Below are 15,627 nucleotides of genomic sequence, written 5' to 3' on the forward strand. Positions count from 1 at the left end.
GTAGCCGATGTCTGGTGGATTAGTAACGGCGGCATACATCGTTGCTGCTATTTTGTTTATTTTCAGTCTTGCCGGCTTATCCAAACATGAAACATCCCGGCAGGGAAATATCTTTGGCGTCAGTGGGATGACTATTGCGCTGCTGGCGACGATCCTGGGGCCGAACGCCGGCAGCGTAGGCTGGATTATCGTCGCCATGGCGATTGGCGGCGCAGTCGGCGTTCACCTGGCACGTAAGGTTGAAATGACCGAAATGCCGGAGCTGGTCGCTATCCTGCATAGTTTTGTCGGTTTAGCTGCGGTGTTGGTGGGTTTTAACAGTTTCATTGATGAAAGCGACATCACTGATCGGATCATGGTGAATATTCACCTGACCGAAGTTTTTCTCGGTATTTTCATCGGTGCAGTGACTTTTACCGGCTCCATCGTCGCGTTCGGCAAACTACGCGGGTTGCTTTCTTCCAAGCCGCTGATGCTGCCGAACCGTCACAAAATGAATCTGGCGGCGCTGGTATTGTCATTCCTGTTGCTGCTGGTGTTCGTTAAAACCAACAGCGTCGGCATGCAGTTCTTTGCGTTGTTGCTGATGACGTTGATTGCGCTGGCGTTCGGCTGGCATCTGGTGGCCTCCATTGGTGGGGCGGACATGCCGGTCGTGGTTTCCATGCTCAACTCCTATTCGGGGTGGGCCGCGGCCGCGGCGGGTTTCATGCTGAGCAACGACCTGCTGATCGTAACGGGGGCGTTGGTGGGCTCGTCAGGGGCGATCCTGTCCTACATCATGTGCAAGGCGATGAACCGTTCGTTTATCAGCGTGATTGCGGGGGGATTCGGTACGGACGGCTCCTCGTCCGGCAGCAGTGAGGAAGTCGGCGAATACCGCGAAACGACGGCGGAAGAAGTGGCTGAACTGCTGAAGGGCTCCAGTTCCGTGATCATTACTCCCGGGTACGGCATGGCGGTTGCCCAGGCGCAATATCCGGTGCACGACATTACGGCCAAGCTGCGCGCCCGAGGCGTGAATGTCCGTTTTGGCATCCATCCCGTGGCGGGGCGGCTGCCTGGACATATGAACGTGTTGCTGGCGGAAGCGAAAGTGCCTTATGACGTTGTGCTGGAGATGGATGAGATCAACGACGATTTCGCTGATACCGATACCGTACTGGTTATCGGCGCCAATGATACGGTGAACCCTGCTGCACAGGAGGATCCGCATAGCCCCATCGCCGGCATGCCGGTACTGGAAGTCTGGAAAGCCCAGAACGTTATCGTGTTCAAGCGTTCCATGAACACCGGCTATGCTGGGGTACAAAATCCGTTGTTCTTTAAAGAGAACACCCAAATGCTGTTTGGCGATGCTAAAGACAGCGTCGAAGCAATTCTCAAAGCGTTGTAACGGGTCGGCGGGTATATAAAAACATGGCAGGGGGCGGAAGCCCCCTGTTTTTTTGTCTTAATCAGCTGTTTTCAGTTGGTGAGTCACCTTGCTGGGTGACGGGGGAAACAAAATCGTCCGGCTTGATGGCCAACAGGTCGCATTTCAGATGGTCGATCACATGTTCTACCGTATTGCCGATGAACGCCGCCGACAGACCGGTACGCCCCAATGAGCCGAGAACGACGACGCCGGCTTGCAGGTGTTCCGCCAGATCGGGAATGACTTCTTCGGGCAACCCTTTCTCGACATGCGTAAACCGTTCATCCAGATTGAATTTCTGCCGCAACGATTTCATGGCCAACAGGTGCTGACCACGAATAGCGTCGTTGTATACGCCTGGGTCGAAATCCGGTAATTCGATGGCAATGTTGATTGGCGTGACGGGATAGGCTCCCACCAAGTGGACTTCCGTCTGATTGACCTGCTTGGCCAAATCGATGGCTTCCGAGACCAATTTGATATTCAGTGGGTCGTGATAAGGATCCTCGCTGGCCAGGTTGACGGCAACTAGAGCACGGCTATTCTCAGGCCATGGTTGATCTTTTACCATCCAGACCGGACACGGGCATTTACGCAGTAACTGCCAGTCCGTCGGCGTGAAAATCACCGCCTCGAGACGATCATGCTGGTGAGCCATTTTCAGCAACAGGTCGTGATTCCCGGCAATGACCTCCTGAATAAGGGCCTCATAAGGCTTGTTGTGCCAGACCACTTTGATATCAATCGGAATGCCGGCCTCAAGATAGTATTTGCACTGCTCTTCAATCCACTCTTTACGCTGTTCGATGACGCCTTTTCTCATCTCGGTACGTTCGTCCGGGGAGAGTAAGGTGGTCATTTCATAGGAAAAATCATAGATGGGCAGAAAAGCCTTGATTCGGCCGCCAATGCGTTGAACCAGATAGGCCGCTCGCCGCAGTGCGGGCTGGTCATCCTGATTCGGGTCAATAGCTACCAGTATGTTCTGATACTTCGCCATAGCTCCTCCTGTCGACAGGCAACAGTCTACAACCTGCCTGTTAAGAGTACCGCAACGAAATCAATTTGGACAACTGGGGATGAGAACCGGATCAATAATTTGGTGTCGTCATTGATCCGGCAATGGGATTAGGCTTTGTTTTTGGTGGTGCCGGCAAGTTCTGCAAGCGCATCAATGTTTTCGATGGTGATGTATTTGCCTTTTACGGCGAGGATGCCACCTTTCTGGAAACGCCCCAGCAGACGGCTGATGGTCTCTACCGTCAATCCGAGGTAGTTGCCGATATCGCCTCGGGTCATGGTCAGACGAAATTCCCGGGGAGAAAACCCGCGCTGAGCGAAACGGCGAGACAGATTGTAGACAAACGCGGCCAGCCGCTCTTCTGCATTTTTCTTCGACAGCAACAGAATCATATCCTGGTCGCCACGAATTTCACCGCTCATCAGTCGCATGATCTGCTGACGCAAGTTCGGCATTTTCCCGGACAGATCGTCCAATGTTTCAAACGGAATTTCGCAGACCATAGAGGTTTCCAACGCCTGGGCAAAGCTGGGGTGCAGCGCGTTGCCGATGGCATCGAACCCGACCAGATCGCCTGCCAGATGGAACCCGGTGATTTGTTCGTCACCTTGCTCGGTAATGGTATAGCTTTTGATGGTGCCGGATCGGATGGCATAGAGGGATTTCAGTTCATCGCCCGCCTTGAATAGCGCCTGGCCTTTCTGAATCGGCTTTTTCCGCTCGATGATATTGTCGAGCTGATCCAGCTCGTGCTCATTCAGTGTAAAGGGAATACAAAGTTGGCTGATGCTGCAATCCTGGCAATGGATGGCACAGCCACCAGACTGGATGCGTCGGATTATGCGCTTTTCAGGAATCATGGGATTTACTCTGGCGATAATTGATACCGGTCAATTTTAACAGCTTTTATTGTGCCTGATAAGATCGACAAGCCGCCGAACTTACCAATAAATAGTGAGCTTATTAATATTTTGGCGACTGGGTTCGGGTAATTTTCCCCGTTGAGAGAGAAATACATAACTTAATGGCCGACATCGAATAAATCCGATGAAGGCAAATAACCCTCGTGAGCTAATAGCCAGCGTTTACGTTCGATGCCGCCGGCATACCCGGTCAATGTACCGTTGGCGCCAATGACCCGATGGCAGGGAACAACAATGCTGATCGGGTTTGAACCATTCGCCAGGCCCACGGCGCGGGCGGCACCCGGCTGACCGAGTCGAACGGCCAGTTGGCCATAACTGATGGTGTTGCCACATGAAATGGTACGCAGTTCACGCCAGACCCGTTGCTGGAATTCAGTACCGACTGCGGCGACGGGTAAATTTGCGATGGCATCCAGATTGCCGGAGAAATAATCCTCAAGACGCGCGGTTAATCCCCCAGGATTATTACAAGCCAGCAACACAAAGGGATCCCGGTGATAACTCTTATTCAGCGTTCGATATAATTTCTCTTCGTACTCACACCATTCAATCGCTCTAAGGTGATAATTTTCATCGGCAATTATCCATAATTCTCCGAGCGGCGTTTTTAGCTTATCGGACAGGAAGGTTTGCATTATTTAATCCTTATTTTTAGCGTGGTTTTCCATTCTGCTGCGATGAGGCGGATTCATTGAGCAATATGGCGTCACATTACTGCTTGTCGGTCTGATGAGCGCTAAATCACATTTATTTTCGCCTTAATTGTGAAATAAGTCACACAAAAAACGCGGGCAGATGGCCGGCGCCGGTTGTTGCAGTGAGCGACACCGGGAATATCCACCAACTGAGCGTGATGCGATTTTTGATTGAGTGACGTTGTCACTTGTTGCGTGCAAAAAAGAAGCACTGAAACCGTGCTTCTTCTTGACTACGCAACGGCTGTCAGGTGGATGACAGCCGTTGCAGGAGCGTCAACTGGTTGACGGCGTCTTGCATAGCATCCATGCCGCGTGCCAGTTCTTTCAGGTTGCCGAGGTTGGCGTTCATGCTGTGGCGATCTTTTTCGGTTTCCGCGCTCATGGTAGCGATTTGGTCGGCGGCCGAGATGCTTTTGCCCGCCATCTGCTGCGTGGTGGTCACGGTTTGCTGGGCAATGGTGCGGATGTGGGCAATGGTGTCTACCGCTTCGTTGATACTGTGGGTGGTCGCCTCAACCTGCTCTTTGGAGGAACTGGCCAGCTTACGCACTTCTTCCGCCACCACGGCAAACCCTCGACCCGCCTCACCGGCGCGTGCGGCTTCCACCGCAGCGTTCAGCGCCAGCAGGTTGGTTTTATCGGCAATGGCGTTGATGCCGCTGGTAATTTGGCTGATACCCTGCGAAATACGCTCAAGATCGTTGAGTCCGCTTTCCAGCCGCTGTTGCGACTGTTGTGTTTGCGTCGCCGCGTCGCTGATGGCGCGGATACTGCTTTGCGCCAGTTCAAGTGTTTCGCTCTGTCGCAAGGTCGCCTGTTCCAATTGCGGCATGGTCATTAACAACGGCGCCAGCGTTTGCTCGTAGTCCACAACCTGTTTGACGACGGTGGACTGAATGCCGTGCAAGGCTTCCCAACGCCGTAACGAACGTTGGGCGTAGTGGGCGGCGTAGGCTGCATATTCCACCGGAAAGTGGGTCATGGCACGCACGTCGTGATCAAAAAACGCCAGTGCCGACAACGTCTGATTGATAGGAACGCCCAGAATTTCACCAAAGCTGGAAAAACCGGCCGCCGGGATGGTGTGAAAGAAATGCGCCTCCGGCAACCGGGTATTACCGACCCGGCGGAGGACGCAGTCATTGAGCAGCAGTAACTCGGGGTCGCCGTATTGGGCGACAAACGCCTCCCAGTCATGCTGTGTTGCGGTGATGAAGTCGGTTTCCTGCATCAGATAGAGCTGATCGCCGAATTCCAGATCGCAGAAAAATACAATATGGTCCTCCTTGATGGCGGCGACAGAGCGAACAAAATACTCGTCGTTTACCTTGACGGCGAAGGTTTTGCCTTCCAGATATTGCGCGATCTGGTTAGGTGCACAGTGCAGGGCGTCGGCGATAGCGTCGATGATTGGCCGCGTGCGGCCATGGGCGTCGAATACCGATGTCACGGTACGGGCGACCGGATTCGCTTCCGCCACCAGCCAGCGCTGATCGGTGGGTTCAAAATTTTGGCTTTTAAATGGCGCAAAGGATTTCCCCTCCGCCATTTGGCAAAACACGATCACCGCTTTGCCTTGCAAGACCGCATTGCTGTTACCGATGTAGGTACCGCTGAAATCCAGCAAACCACCGGCCGCGCCGCCGATGGCCAGGCAGGGAAAACGGCGACTGGTATACCAGGCCTGCATCAGAAAACCTTCGGACGCCGCCAGCCCGTCGCAATAAATCAGCGCAAACGTGCGATCGGCTGAAAGCGGCATGTTCACACTCAATCTATCCAGTTCACGACGAATGGCATTGATGCGCATGTGGGCGCTGGATTTATCGTTGACGTGCAAATCAACCAGATGGATTTCATGGTGTGCAATCAATGAGTCCGGCAACCATAACCAGCTACCTTGTTGACCGGTCATATCTCGATAGACTGACCGGTTGCGCTGGCTACACAATGTCCCGGTGGATGACAGCGTCAGTACGGTGCGTTTCGCGCCGGAAAGACGCTGCCAGGCGTGGTTGACCTGAGAAAAATCAGCCTCTGGCGGCACAAAGGTAAGCAGTAATCCGGGCTTGTCAGTCAGACCGAGAGATGACATGGCGGTGGGTAGGTTTTCACAGTGGTAGGCGCCACTGGCGGATTGGCTTCTGCGCAAGCCTTTTAGGTGGGTAGTGCGGAAGAGCGACGATATCAATCCCATAATATCTCCCAATGCATTCATTGCAGCTAATGAGTGTACGGCCTGCCTTTGGGAAGTCCGTATCTCTGATGATGTGCTCCTTGCATGACGGTTGTCCGCAGACCGGATCACAACTTTCGGCGCGTTTCTTCGGCCGGGCGACCGTAGCGGCGTCGGTGGGCGCGCTGCTGCGTTTTTCGTCGTCAGGTGCCGGCATGCTGATGTCCTCGTGTGCCTATCCGGCATGGCGCAAGCATGACGAGAAATATGCCCCCTGTTTTGGTTGAGAATAGTCAAGCCAGGCTGATGAATAAATGCGTCGATTCTGGCTGAAAAACCCGCGTCAGGCGGTTGTCTATGCGGCGGAAAACCACATCGCTGTTGCCTGACGCATCGAGACGGTGATGAAAAACGCCGCGTTCGGGTATGTGCGGACAGCGTTATCCCCTAGGACTTGCCGGTCAGGCGTTTGGAGAGGGTATTCACCACATCCAGCGCGCTGCGCACGCCGTCCTCATGAAAACCGTTATACCAGTAAGCGCCGCAATACCAAGTATGGTGACGCCCGTTGATTTCCCGCCGTCGCTGTCGCGCCAACAGGGTTTGCTGGTTGAGGATTGGATGGTGATAAACAAAACGGTGTAATACGAATGCATCGTCGATCGGCTGCGATGGGTTAAAGGTCAGGCAGAAAGTACAGGGGGCGCCGCGTAAACTCTGCAGGATATTCAGGTTGCAGGTGATGTTGGCCGGGAGCTGTTCGTCGTCAGTGCCGTCGTGCATCAGGCGATAATTCCAGCCGGCCCATACCTTGCGGCGCCGTGGTAGCCAGCGGATATCGGTATGCAGTACCACATCGCAGGCGCGGTAGGGTAACTGTTGCAGTACGGCCAATTCCGTCGGTCGTGGATCGCCCAGTAAATGCAGCGCCTGATCGGCATGACAGGCGAATATCACTTCATCGAAGAACTCGCCCCCGTGAACGGATTGGATCCTGACGCCGATCGGCTCCCGCCACACGCCAAGTGCCGGGGCGTGACGGCGAATATCGAGTCGGCCTTTCAGCCGTTGTTCCATCCGGCGGATGTATTCCCGCGAGCCGCCGGGGATCACATACCATTGCGGACGATTGACGATATCCAGTAATCCGTGCTGATTAAAGAAACGCAACAACAACCGCAAAGGGAATACACGCATCGCCGCCATGGAAGATGACCAAATGGTTGCGCCCAGCGGGAGGATATAGTGGCGAGCAAAATAGTCATCGAATCTTTCTTTGCGCAACAGATCGTTCAACGTCATAGCATCGTTCAAACTGGTGGTCAGCCACTGTTTGCAACAACGGTTGAAGCGCAGGATTTCCTTCAGGAAGCGCCAGAAGCGCGGATTGAGCAAATTACGTTTCTGCGCAAACAGGGTGGCGAGGGTATGCCCGTTGTATTCCAGGCCGCTATGGGCGCTATGGACGGCAAAGCTCATTTCCGTTTTCTGCCCTTGCAGGTTCAGCTCGTTGAGCAACTGGGTAAAACGGGGGTAAGTCCGCTCGTTGTAAACGATAAAACCGGTGTCAATAGCATAGTTGCGGCCGCCTAGCGCGACATCGACCGTCGCGGTATGCCCGCCGAGATAATCATTGGCTTCGAACAGAGTCACCTGGTGCCCGTCGGCCAGTTTCCAGGCGCAGGTCATTCCGGCGATCCCCCCGCCGATAATCGCGATTTTCATGGTGTCACCCTGCACGGTTGCCGGGAAGCGACTAAACAGGACAACGCGATGCGCTGGTGCGCTGGTGCGTGTTTTCGGCGGGTAGCCTGTACATCGAAAGAAGCCGGAAAGCGGCAATAAACACGGAAGAGATCGGGTATTCGGACATTGATCATGGTCGATTCCTTGATTCCGGCGGTAGCGCGTTAATGTTAAGGGGCATTACCGAGCAGTACGATATCGACGCTCAGTCCGTTGGCAATCCATTGCTGGAACACGCTCTGCTGCTCTGGCGACAGCGGCCGTGCGCAAATCAGCACCCAGTCGCAAGTGGGAAACAGTTCCGGCTGCGGCATCGTCATGGGGTGCGGCACCACCTCGTATCGGCGTGCTTCACCGCAGCGTCTGAGCGCTTCCAGCCAGATTTCGGTGGCGTCGCTCAGGTTCCACCCGGCGACAATCGTATTCCGGTCGCCCCGTTTGCGGGCGCTCTCCAGGCAAAAAGCCGTATAGCTGACGATCATGCCGTCCAGCAGGTGAAGCAGGGTGCGGATGGCGGATTGCCCGCTGCTGAGGCGGGTACGCAACGGGCGCAACACCTGATCCACCAGATAGGGCAGTGGATATTCGCGTCCCATGGCGTAGAGCGCCGTTCGCAGACGAGACAACTGCCCGGCCTGCAGCGGCTGCAGCAGCGTTTCCTGCCGTGTCGGATCCTGCGTATCCTGCGGGGTTCCGGTACCGTCCAGCAGCGGCCGAATGTGGCCAATCGAGACCCCTTTTTGAATCCAGGACAGGATCAGATTGACCTGCTGCAAATCCTCATCGTCGTATAACCGGTGTCCGCCTTCGGTACGTTTAGGTTGCAACAGGCCATAGCGACGCTGCCAGGCACGTAATGTGACGGCATGAACGCCGCAACGTGCTGAGAATTCGCTAATACTGTAATAAGCCATACCGTCCCTTCGATAGTGCGGAGCGCAGTCCGATAAACTTAGACATTTATATAAATATGTACAAGTTATTGTGACGGAGTGAGGGGCGCGATGAGGACGTTTGGGGGGCAGCGGGGAGATTCGATGGCGGCTGCCAGGGATGGGGGCGGTAAATTTTTAGTTTTTTGTTTTAAAACAAACAATAAACACATAAAGTCCGCTTGTTGTCCGTCGCGTGATGGAATCAGTCTATGGTAGGTGTCCGGTCATGATTAAGAGAGGTAATGAAAATGCATGAGGGTGTGAAGAAGGGATTGTGTGGCTTGTTGTTGGCGTTGCCGTTGTATGGTTTCGCCGATGCCGCCAACCCGGATTTGATTGCCGGATATACGACGCAACAACTGGCGGACAAACTGCCGGTGGTGGTGGATGGGCTTAACCGCCGTTCCGCCAATGTCGATGCCCACGACCATACGGTGGAAGCGGAATACATGGAGGCCGCCACCAAACGCAAGGCGTTAGTGACCCTCTATACCCTGCCAGCGGATAAGAATGGGCGAATTCCTGAGGCGCGCGACGATAGCGATCTGGAAGCGGTGGTCGCCAGCGCCGAAAAAGAGATGCTTCGCCAGCGCATCAGACCGGAAAAGATTGATCTGGCGGTGGAGGGGGTGCCGAAGATTCGCTGCCTGCGAACCCTCATCAATAACCAGGTAGTACACCTGTTGTGTGCATCATTGGTCAAAGGGCGTGTCATGGAGATCCAACCGGTCAGTTTAGTCGACGACAAAGCGTTTGACGCGGCGATGCAGAGGAGCGCTAACCTGGTGATGGAATTGAATCGAAGCGTTGCGGCGCCCGATAAGAAGTGACGATTGCGTGATGACGACAGCGGGCGGGCAATATCACGGCTCCCGGTATCGTCATCGTTTGTCCCCGCCATTTCAGGGCGGCCAGATCGCGCGGGAAGCCGCTCGGCCGTTGATTGGCGGGGCCGGCGAACGGCGTCGGCTCACGGGGAGGTTCAGGCGAAATAGCGTGCTTTCAGCGGCATCAGGGCGGCACCGACCACGGCCGGGTCGTTATGAATCTGGCTGAGCAACAACCGCGGCATCGCCGCCTCCTGTCCATAACGCGGCGGTTGGCGCGTGGAGGGAACCTGTAGCAGCAGCGCGCCGAGCGCGGCGGGCAGTTCACCGCCGAATACGATCGCCGCCGGGTCGATCACGGCGCGCAGGGCGTCAATCGCCCGATTCAGACAGGGGCCGACTTCCGTAACCCATTCCCTGACGCCCGGCCAGTCAGCGTCAAAGTGTTGACGCAGATCGCTGATGCGCTGGATATCAATACCGCGGGCGTTCAGTCGTTTTATCAACTCTCCCAGCGCCGGCCGTGACGGGTGCTCTTCCCGGGTATAGATCCGGCTGATTTCCCCGGCGTTGCCGAATGCGCCGACCAGCGGTTGACCATTGATGATAATGCCCGCGCCGAAACCATAGTTGAACGACAAGTAGCCGAAGGTGGGGTATTGCAGCCCGGCGCCCAGAATGGATTCGCCAATCGCGCCGGTGGTAGCGTTGTTTTCTGTCCAGACATCGAGATCGAACAGGGTTTCCAGCTCGAGCTTCAGATCGACCAGCGACCAGTCTTGCAACGGCTCCGGCGCGTTGAACATCCGCTTCTCGCCAACCAAATACCCCGCCATGGCGAAACCGATGCCGACAAGCGCCGACGTCGGCGTGCTGGTGGACTGTAACGCCTGACGCACCCGGCTTTTCAGCGCCATCAGCGCTCTGGCGCGATCGTCCAGCGCAATATCGAGTGTTTCTTCGTGCAGCAGTTGGCAGCGAAAATCGCACAGGCAGAATGACAGGCTGTCGGTATTAACGGAAACGCCGATGCTGTATTGCGCCGAGGGCCGCAGCTCCAGCGCCGGGCTGGGCTTCCCGCGGCCGTGGATAATGCTGTCGCCCAGTTGCAGCAGGCCGCGCTCCAGCAGGGTATCGATAATACGGTGAACCGACGGTTGCGTCAGATTGGTCAGGGGAGAAATAGCCGAACGCATAATGCGCCGACGGCGCCGGACGATATCCAGCACCATGCGTTCATTGATCGTCGCGGCGTCATCGTCGCTGTGTGTCCATAAGGTCATACCGGTACTCCGCTGGAAAAGTTCATGTTTCTCCCGAGGTTATCTGCTGTGGTAGAACGATGCGATGTCAATTATTAAACATTTCGAATGATAATGCCGGTGCGGTGTATCGATAGTCAACTGTTACCTCGGCAGCGGCGATGCAATATCGCTGTTTGCGATGTTATGTACGATAAACCCAGTTTTTCAGCACTTTTTTGCGTGTTATAGCGCAGATGGCGTGCGGCCGCGCTCCTGCTTATTCTTCTCTCTTTTACCGTTCTGCAACATCGCTGTCATTATTATTATGCATATTGCATTAAAATAAGGGCGCCTGCTATACGCATCTGCAGCGCCGGGTTGGCGACAAACGGAGGCTGATGTATGAGCAGGTTGGAAGTGGTTCAAGCCCGGGTGGGTTATGGCGACGTTGCGGTTCTGAGAGGGATTTCTTTTGACGTGCAGGAGGGGGAATTTGTCACTTTGCTGGGGCCGTCCGGCTGTGGCAAAACCACATTGCTGCGGGCCATCGCCGGGTTTGTTCCACTCGACGACGGCGCGATCCGCATCGGTGGCCGGGATATGCAGGGTATCGCGCCGGAAAAACGTAACACGGCGATGTGTTTTCAGTCCTATGCGCTGTTCCCTCATTTGACGGTGGCGGACAACATCGCATTCGGCCTGCGTCAACGCCGGGTTCCTTCGCCGCAGCAGCGGCAGCGGGTGGCGGAAACCGCGCTAACGGTGGCGTTGACCAACCATCTGGAAAAGCTGCCGGCGCAACTTTCCGGCGGGCAGCAGCAGCGGGTGGCGCTGGCGCGGGCGATGGCGGTTCGTCCGGATGTTTTGCTGTTCGATGAGCCATTGTCCAACCTGGATGCCCGACTGCGCGAACAATTGCGGTTACAGATCCGCGCGTTGCAGCGCCAATACGGGTTTACGGCGGTGTACGTCACGCATGATCAGGCCGAAGCGCTGGCCATGTCCGACCGGGTGATCGTGATGGAAGGCGGCTGCGTGGCGCAGATCGGGACGCCTCAGGAGATTTATCACCAGCCGGTTAGCCGGTTTGTCGCCGATTTTGTCGGCACCGCCAATATTATGGCGGGCACGATCACCGACCGTGATGTCGGCGCCAGGCTTTATCAGGTGCAGACGCCGCTGGGCGCGCTGACGGTAAAATCGGATCAGCCGCCGGTGTCCGCGCGACCTTATGTGTGCTGGCGACCGGAAGCGGCCGGGCTGCTGGAGCGGGGGGGCGGGGAGCCGAATGTGTTTGCGCTGCGTATCCGGCGCAATACCTTTCTTGGCAGCCAGACCGATGTGGAAGGCTCTCCGGAAGCGGGCGGCGATGTTTGCTTCCGGGTGCAATTGCCCGGTCATCGGACGCTGGCGGAAAACAGCATCTGCCATTCTTTTTGCCGCCGGATCAGTTGCGTTTTCTGCAGGAGGACGCGGCATGAAGACAACGCTGACGGCCTACCTGCTGCTGTTGCCGGGGGTGGGCGCCATCGTGCTGTTTATGATCGCCGTCTTGGGGATGGCGGTGTCGCAATCGGTGGGTTTTTTCAACTTTGCCGGGGAAAGCGGGTTCTCGCTGCGGTTCTGGCAAACCATGTTGGCAGATGAACAGCTCTGGCGGTCTTTTTTCTACTCAGCGCGGATAGCGACGCTGAGCGCGTTGTTATCGGTCGCGGTGGCGTATCCGTTGGCCATCTGGCTGCGTAAGCCGTTTCCCGGTTCCGACCTGCTGCAGGCGTTGCTCAAGGCGCCTCTGTTGGTACACGGCCTGACGGCCGCTTTTCTCTTCGTCAATTTCATCGCGTATCAGGGGTTTCTGAATCTGGCGCTGGTGCGTCTGGGGATAGGGTCGCGCCCCGTGCGCCTGCAGAACGACCCTTATGGCATCGGCGTCGTGATACTCCAGGTTTGGAAACAGATGCCGTTCGCGCTGCTGCTAATGAGCGGTGCCGTGCGGGCGGTGGGCGATACGTTGCTGGAGGCCGCGCGTAATCTGGGCGCCGGAACCTGGGCGCGCTTTCATCGTGTGGTGCTGCCATTGACGTTGCGGTCGCTACAGACTGCGCTGGTGCTGATTTTCATCGGCGCCGCCGGGGATTTTTCGTTCCAGTCCGTCGCAGGCCCCGTCAGTGTCAACTCCATGGCGCAGTTTATGTTGCGCGTGCAGCAAAGCGGCGCGGAGGGATGGAATCAGGCGGCAGTGGTGGCGGTGATGTTGATGGCGTTATCGCTGTTGGGCGCCGGCGTACTGGCCGCGTGTGCCGGCGTATTGGTACGGCGTAGCGGGAGGGGAAGATGATGGGCCGCGACAACATGGCGTGTGTGAATCGGGTGCTGCTGGTGGCGCTCTTACTGCTGGGCGTGGTGTGGATGGTGTTGCCGTTCGCGATGGCGATCCTGTGGTCGTTGGTGGATCCGTCTCATCCTTGGGCCTACCCCGATGTGCTGCCGCGGGTATTGTCGCTGGCGCGCTGGCGGTTGATGTGGAACAGCACATCGCTGCCCGACGCCATGATAAACAGCTACCTGTTGGCGCCGGCGGTGGCGCTGGCTTCCCTGCTGCTGGCGTTGCCTGCCGCCTATGCCTTCGGCCGTCTTGATTTCCCCGGCAAATCGCTGGCGCAACTGCTGACATTACTACCGATCGCCTGGCCGGGATTTGTGATTGCCATATTTCTTTCCGCGCTGCTGATGCGGTTGGGGCTCTATTCGCGATTCCTGGGCATTTTCATCGGTCACACGGTGCTGTTTCTGCCTTACGCCATCCGGATTTTGAGCGTGGCATTCGCGCTGGTGCGCCAGGATCTGATTGACGCAGCCCGCAATCTGGGGGCGCCGCGGCGCATCGTGTTATGCACGGCATACTGGCCCACGCTGAAATCCGGCGTGCTGGCGGCGCTGATCATGGTGTTTATCCTGTCTATCGAGGAATTTTCGGTGTCCTACATTATCGGCGCGCCGGATTTCATTACCGTGCCGACCATTCTCTATTCATACCTGGGCTACAACTTTATCCGGCCCAATGCCGCCGTCGTTTCGCTCATTCTGGTGGTGCCCAACGTACTGTTGATGCTGGTGATGGAGCGCCTGATGCGCAACGTCTCCACCTCGGTTTTTGTCAGCAAAGGGTAAACCGGAGTTTTACTTTCAGGGTTAATTTCAGGGGGGTATCGCATGTTGGCTTTATTGAAAGGTTCAATCGCACGATCTTGGTGGTTGCTGGCCTTGTCGTCGGCGTCGGTCGCTCAGGCGGCGGATCTTGCCAGCGCATCCTGGGCGGACGTGGAAGCGCAGGCCAGGCAGGAAGGGCAGCTGACCTGGTTCAATTGGTATTATCAGGATCGGCTGCGGGAGGAAGTGAAGGCGTTTGAAACGCAGTACGGCATCCATGTCGTTATTCCAGATGGCGAGGTCGCCGCCAGCATCAATAAATTGTTGGCGGAGCAATCCCGCCCTCAGGGTGATATCGATGTGCTGTCGGTGGGCGGCAGCCAGTTCGGTCAGCTCCGGGCGCCCGGATTGTTCTGGGGGCCGCTCGATAAACGGCTACCGGACGGCGGCGGTCTGCATTACAACATCGAAGGGGTTGATACCCAAGGGTATGCGGTCGCGTTTTGGGGTAATCAGACCGTGATTGCCTATAACGCCGCCCGCATTCGCGACAACGAATTACCCCATACGTTGCCGCAGTTCGAGCAGTTCATGCAGAACAATCCCGGCGAATTTGCCTTCAATGTGGAAAATGGCGGTTCCGGCCCGGCGTTTATTGAATCCATTACCCGCACGCTGGTTCCGCAGGTGAATTACCGCAACGGAGACGCCACGCCGCCGATCCTGCAACGTTTCGCACCCGCCTGGAGCTGGTTCAATCGCTATAAAAGCCATTTTGTGATTAGCGCGTCCAACGCCGATAGCATTTCCCGGCTGAATGCCGGCGAGTTCAAGCTGGCGGCGTCCTGGGAAGATCTGGTTATTTCGTTGCAGAACCGCGGCGAGGTTTCCCGTGACGTGAAGTTCTATCTGCCGGATTTCGGTATGCCGGGCGGCGGCAATGTGGTGGCCATTCCCGCCAATGCTCGCCACAAAGCGGCGGCGCTGTTGTTTATCCATTGGTTGACGCTGCCGGAAACCCAGCAGCGATTCCATCAGCAGTTCGGCACGGCGCCGTTGTTGCCTGCCGGCAGCAGCACCGCCGACGACGCCAACGGGGCGCTCGATCGTTCCCGGTCGTTCGCCTGGGCGGCCAAGCCGCTGGGTGAAGAGATCAGAAAACAGTTTATTCAGAACGTCATGCTTAAGTGACGTCAGCATGGTATGGCGCCGTGGCGTTACCCCGTATTACGGCAGGGATGGGACGGCGCGCATGGTTCATCTATACAGCAAGGAAATGATTATGTCTGATGTTGCACTGATACGTCCGGCACCGCGCGTTGTCCCGGAGCGGTTGATCGCTCACCGCGGCGCGGCGGCGCTGGCGCCGGAAAATACGCTGGTATCGATGCGTAAAGCGGCTGCAATGGGGGCCCGCTGGCTGGAAGTGGACGTCAAGCTGACGCGAGACGGCAAGCCGGTGATTATCCATGACGACCGGGTGGATC

At 56.5% G+C, this 15,627-nt stretch carries 14 protein-coding genes and 1 pseudogene; 8 read left to right on the forward strand and 7 right to left on the reverse strand.

Annotation, left to right across the window (positions count from 1 at the left end; translation table 11 throughout):
* Positions 1-7: 7 nt before the first annotated feature.
* Positions 8-1,396: a Re/Si-specific NAD(P)(+) transhydrogenase subunit beta gene (gene pntB / locus DPA2511_RS09620; protein ID WP_012765472.1), complete on the forward strand. Its 1,389-nt coding sequence runs from the start codon at positions 8-10 to the stop codon at positions 1,394-1,396.
* 61 nt (positions 1,397-1,457) lie between these two features.
* Here pntB and uspE read toward each other — a convergent pair whose 3' ends face one another.
* From uspE to DPA2511_RS09640, 4 genes are all read right to left on the reverse strand, one after another.
* Positions 1,458-2,417 carry a universal stress protein UspE gene (gene uspE, locus DPA2511_RS09625; protein WP_012765473.1) on the reverse strand — a complete coding sequence of 320 codons (960 nt, stop codon included), beginning with the start codon at positions 2,415-2,417 and terminating at the stop codon, positions 1,458-1,460.
* Between the two features lie 128 nt (positions 2,418-2,545).
* Positions 2,546-3,298 carry a fumarate/nitrate reduction transcriptional regulator Fnr gene (gene fnr / locus DPA2511_RS09630; RefSeq protein ID WP_012765474.1) on the reverse strand — a complete coding sequence of 251 codons (753 nt, stop codon included), beginning with the start codon at positions 3,296-3,298 and terminating at the stop codon, positions 2,546-2,548.
* A gap of 161 nt (positions 3,299-3,459) precedes the next feature.
* The gene (gene ogt / locus DPA2511_RS09635; protein ID WP_012765475.1) at positions 3,460-3,999 is read right to left on the reverse strand and encodes a methylated-DNA--[protein]-cysteine S-methyltransferase; all 540 of its coding nucleotides are present in this window, start codon (positions 3,997-3,999) and stop codon (positions 3,460-3,462) included.
* 307 nt (positions 4,000-4,306) lie between these two features.
* The gene (locus DPA2511_RS09640) at positions 4,307-6,259 is read right to left on the reverse strand and encodes a methyl-accepting chemotaxis protein (RefSeq protein ID WP_012765476.1); all 1,953 of its coding nucleotides are present in this window, start codon (positions 6,257-6,259) and stop codon (positions 4,307-4,309) included.
* A gap of 68 nt (positions 6,260-6,327) precedes the next feature.
* Here DPA2511_RS09640 and DPA2511_RS09645 point away from each other — a divergent pair, with 68 nt between their 5' ends.
* Entirely contained in the window at positions 6,328-6,525 is a 198-nt protein-coding gene (locus DPA2511_RS09645) for a hypothetical protein (RefSeq protein WP_023638292.1), read from the forward strand.
* 160 nt (positions 6,526-6,685) lie between these two features.
* Here the strand turns inward: DPA2511_RS09645 and DPA2511_RS09650 are convergent, their stop codons facing one another.
* On the reverse strand, positions 6,686-7,963 hold the full coding sequence (locus DPA2511_RS09650; protein ID WP_012765477.1) for an NAD(P)/FAD-dependent oxidoreductase: 1,278 nt from the start codon (positions 7,961-7,963) through the stop codon (positions 6,686-6,688).
* Positions 7,964-8,154: 191 nt separating this feature from the next.
* Positions 8,155-8,898, reverse strand: a complete 744-nt coding sequence (locus DPA2511_RS09655; RefSeq protein ID WP_012765478.1) for a MerR family transcriptional regulator — start codon at positions 8,896-8,898, stop codon at positions 8,155-8,157.
* Positions 8,899-9,161: 263 nt separating this feature from the next.
* Between DPA2511_RS09655 and DPA2511_RS09660 the strand changes: the two genes are divergently transcribed.
* On the forward strand, positions 9,162-9,749 hold the full coding sequence (locus DPA2511_RS09660) for a hypothetical protein (RefSeq protein WP_023638293.1): 588 nt from the start codon (positions 9,162-9,164) through the stop codon (positions 9,747-9,749).
* A gap of 152 nt (positions 9,750-9,901) precedes the next feature.
* Here DPA2511_RS09660 and DPA2511_RS09665 read toward each other — a convergent pair whose 3' ends face one another.
* The gene (locus DPA2511_RS09665) at positions 9,902-11,029 is read right to left on the reverse strand and encodes an ROK family protein (protein ID WP_012765480.1); all 1,128 of its coding nucleotides are present in this window, start codon (positions 11,027-11,029) and stop codon (positions 9,902-9,904) included.
* Between the two features lie 363 nt (positions 11,030-11,392).
* Between DPA2511_RS09665 and DPA2511_RS21495 the strand changes: the two are divergent.
* From DPA2511_RS21495 to DPA2511_RS22790, 5 genes and pseudogenes are all read left to right on the forward strand, one after another.
* Positions 11,393-12,471: pseudogene (locus DPA2511_RS21495) on the forward strand (ABC transporter ATP-binding protein).
* Entirely contained in the window at positions 12,468-13,328 is an 861-nt protein-coding gene (locus DPA2511_RS09675; protein WP_012765482.1) for an ABC transporter permease, read from the forward strand. Before DPA2511_RS21495 ends, DPA2511_RS09675 begins: the two are co-directional and overlap by 4 nt.
* The gene (locus tag DPA2511_RS09680) at positions 13,325-14,161 is read left to right on the forward strand and encodes an ABC transporter permease (protein ID WP_012765483.1); all 837 of its coding nucleotides are present in this window, start codon (positions 13,325-13,327) and stop codon (positions 14,159-14,161) included. Before DPA2511_RS09675 ends, DPA2511_RS09680 begins: the two co-directional genes overlap by 4 nt.
* A 42-nt stretch (positions 14,162-14,203) precedes the next feature.
* Positions 14,204-15,331, forward strand: coding sequence for an extracellular solute-binding protein (locus DPA2511_RS09685; RefSeq protein WP_012765484.1), 1,128 nt, complete (start codon positions 14,204-14,206; stop codon positions 15,329-15,331).
* Positions 15,332-15,422: 91 nt separating this feature from the next.
* A partial coding sequence (locus tag DPA2511_RS22790; RefSeq protein WP_035049635.1) for a glycerophosphodiester phosphodiesterase family protein occupies positions 15,423-15,627 on the forward strand: 205 nt, incomplete at its 3' end.

It is taken from the genome of Musicola paradisiaca NCPPB 2511 (genome assembly GCF_000400505.1).
GTDB classification, from domain to species: Bacteria; Pseudomonadota; Gammaproteobacteria; order Enterobacterales; family Enterobacteriaceae; genus Musicola; species Musicola paradisiaca.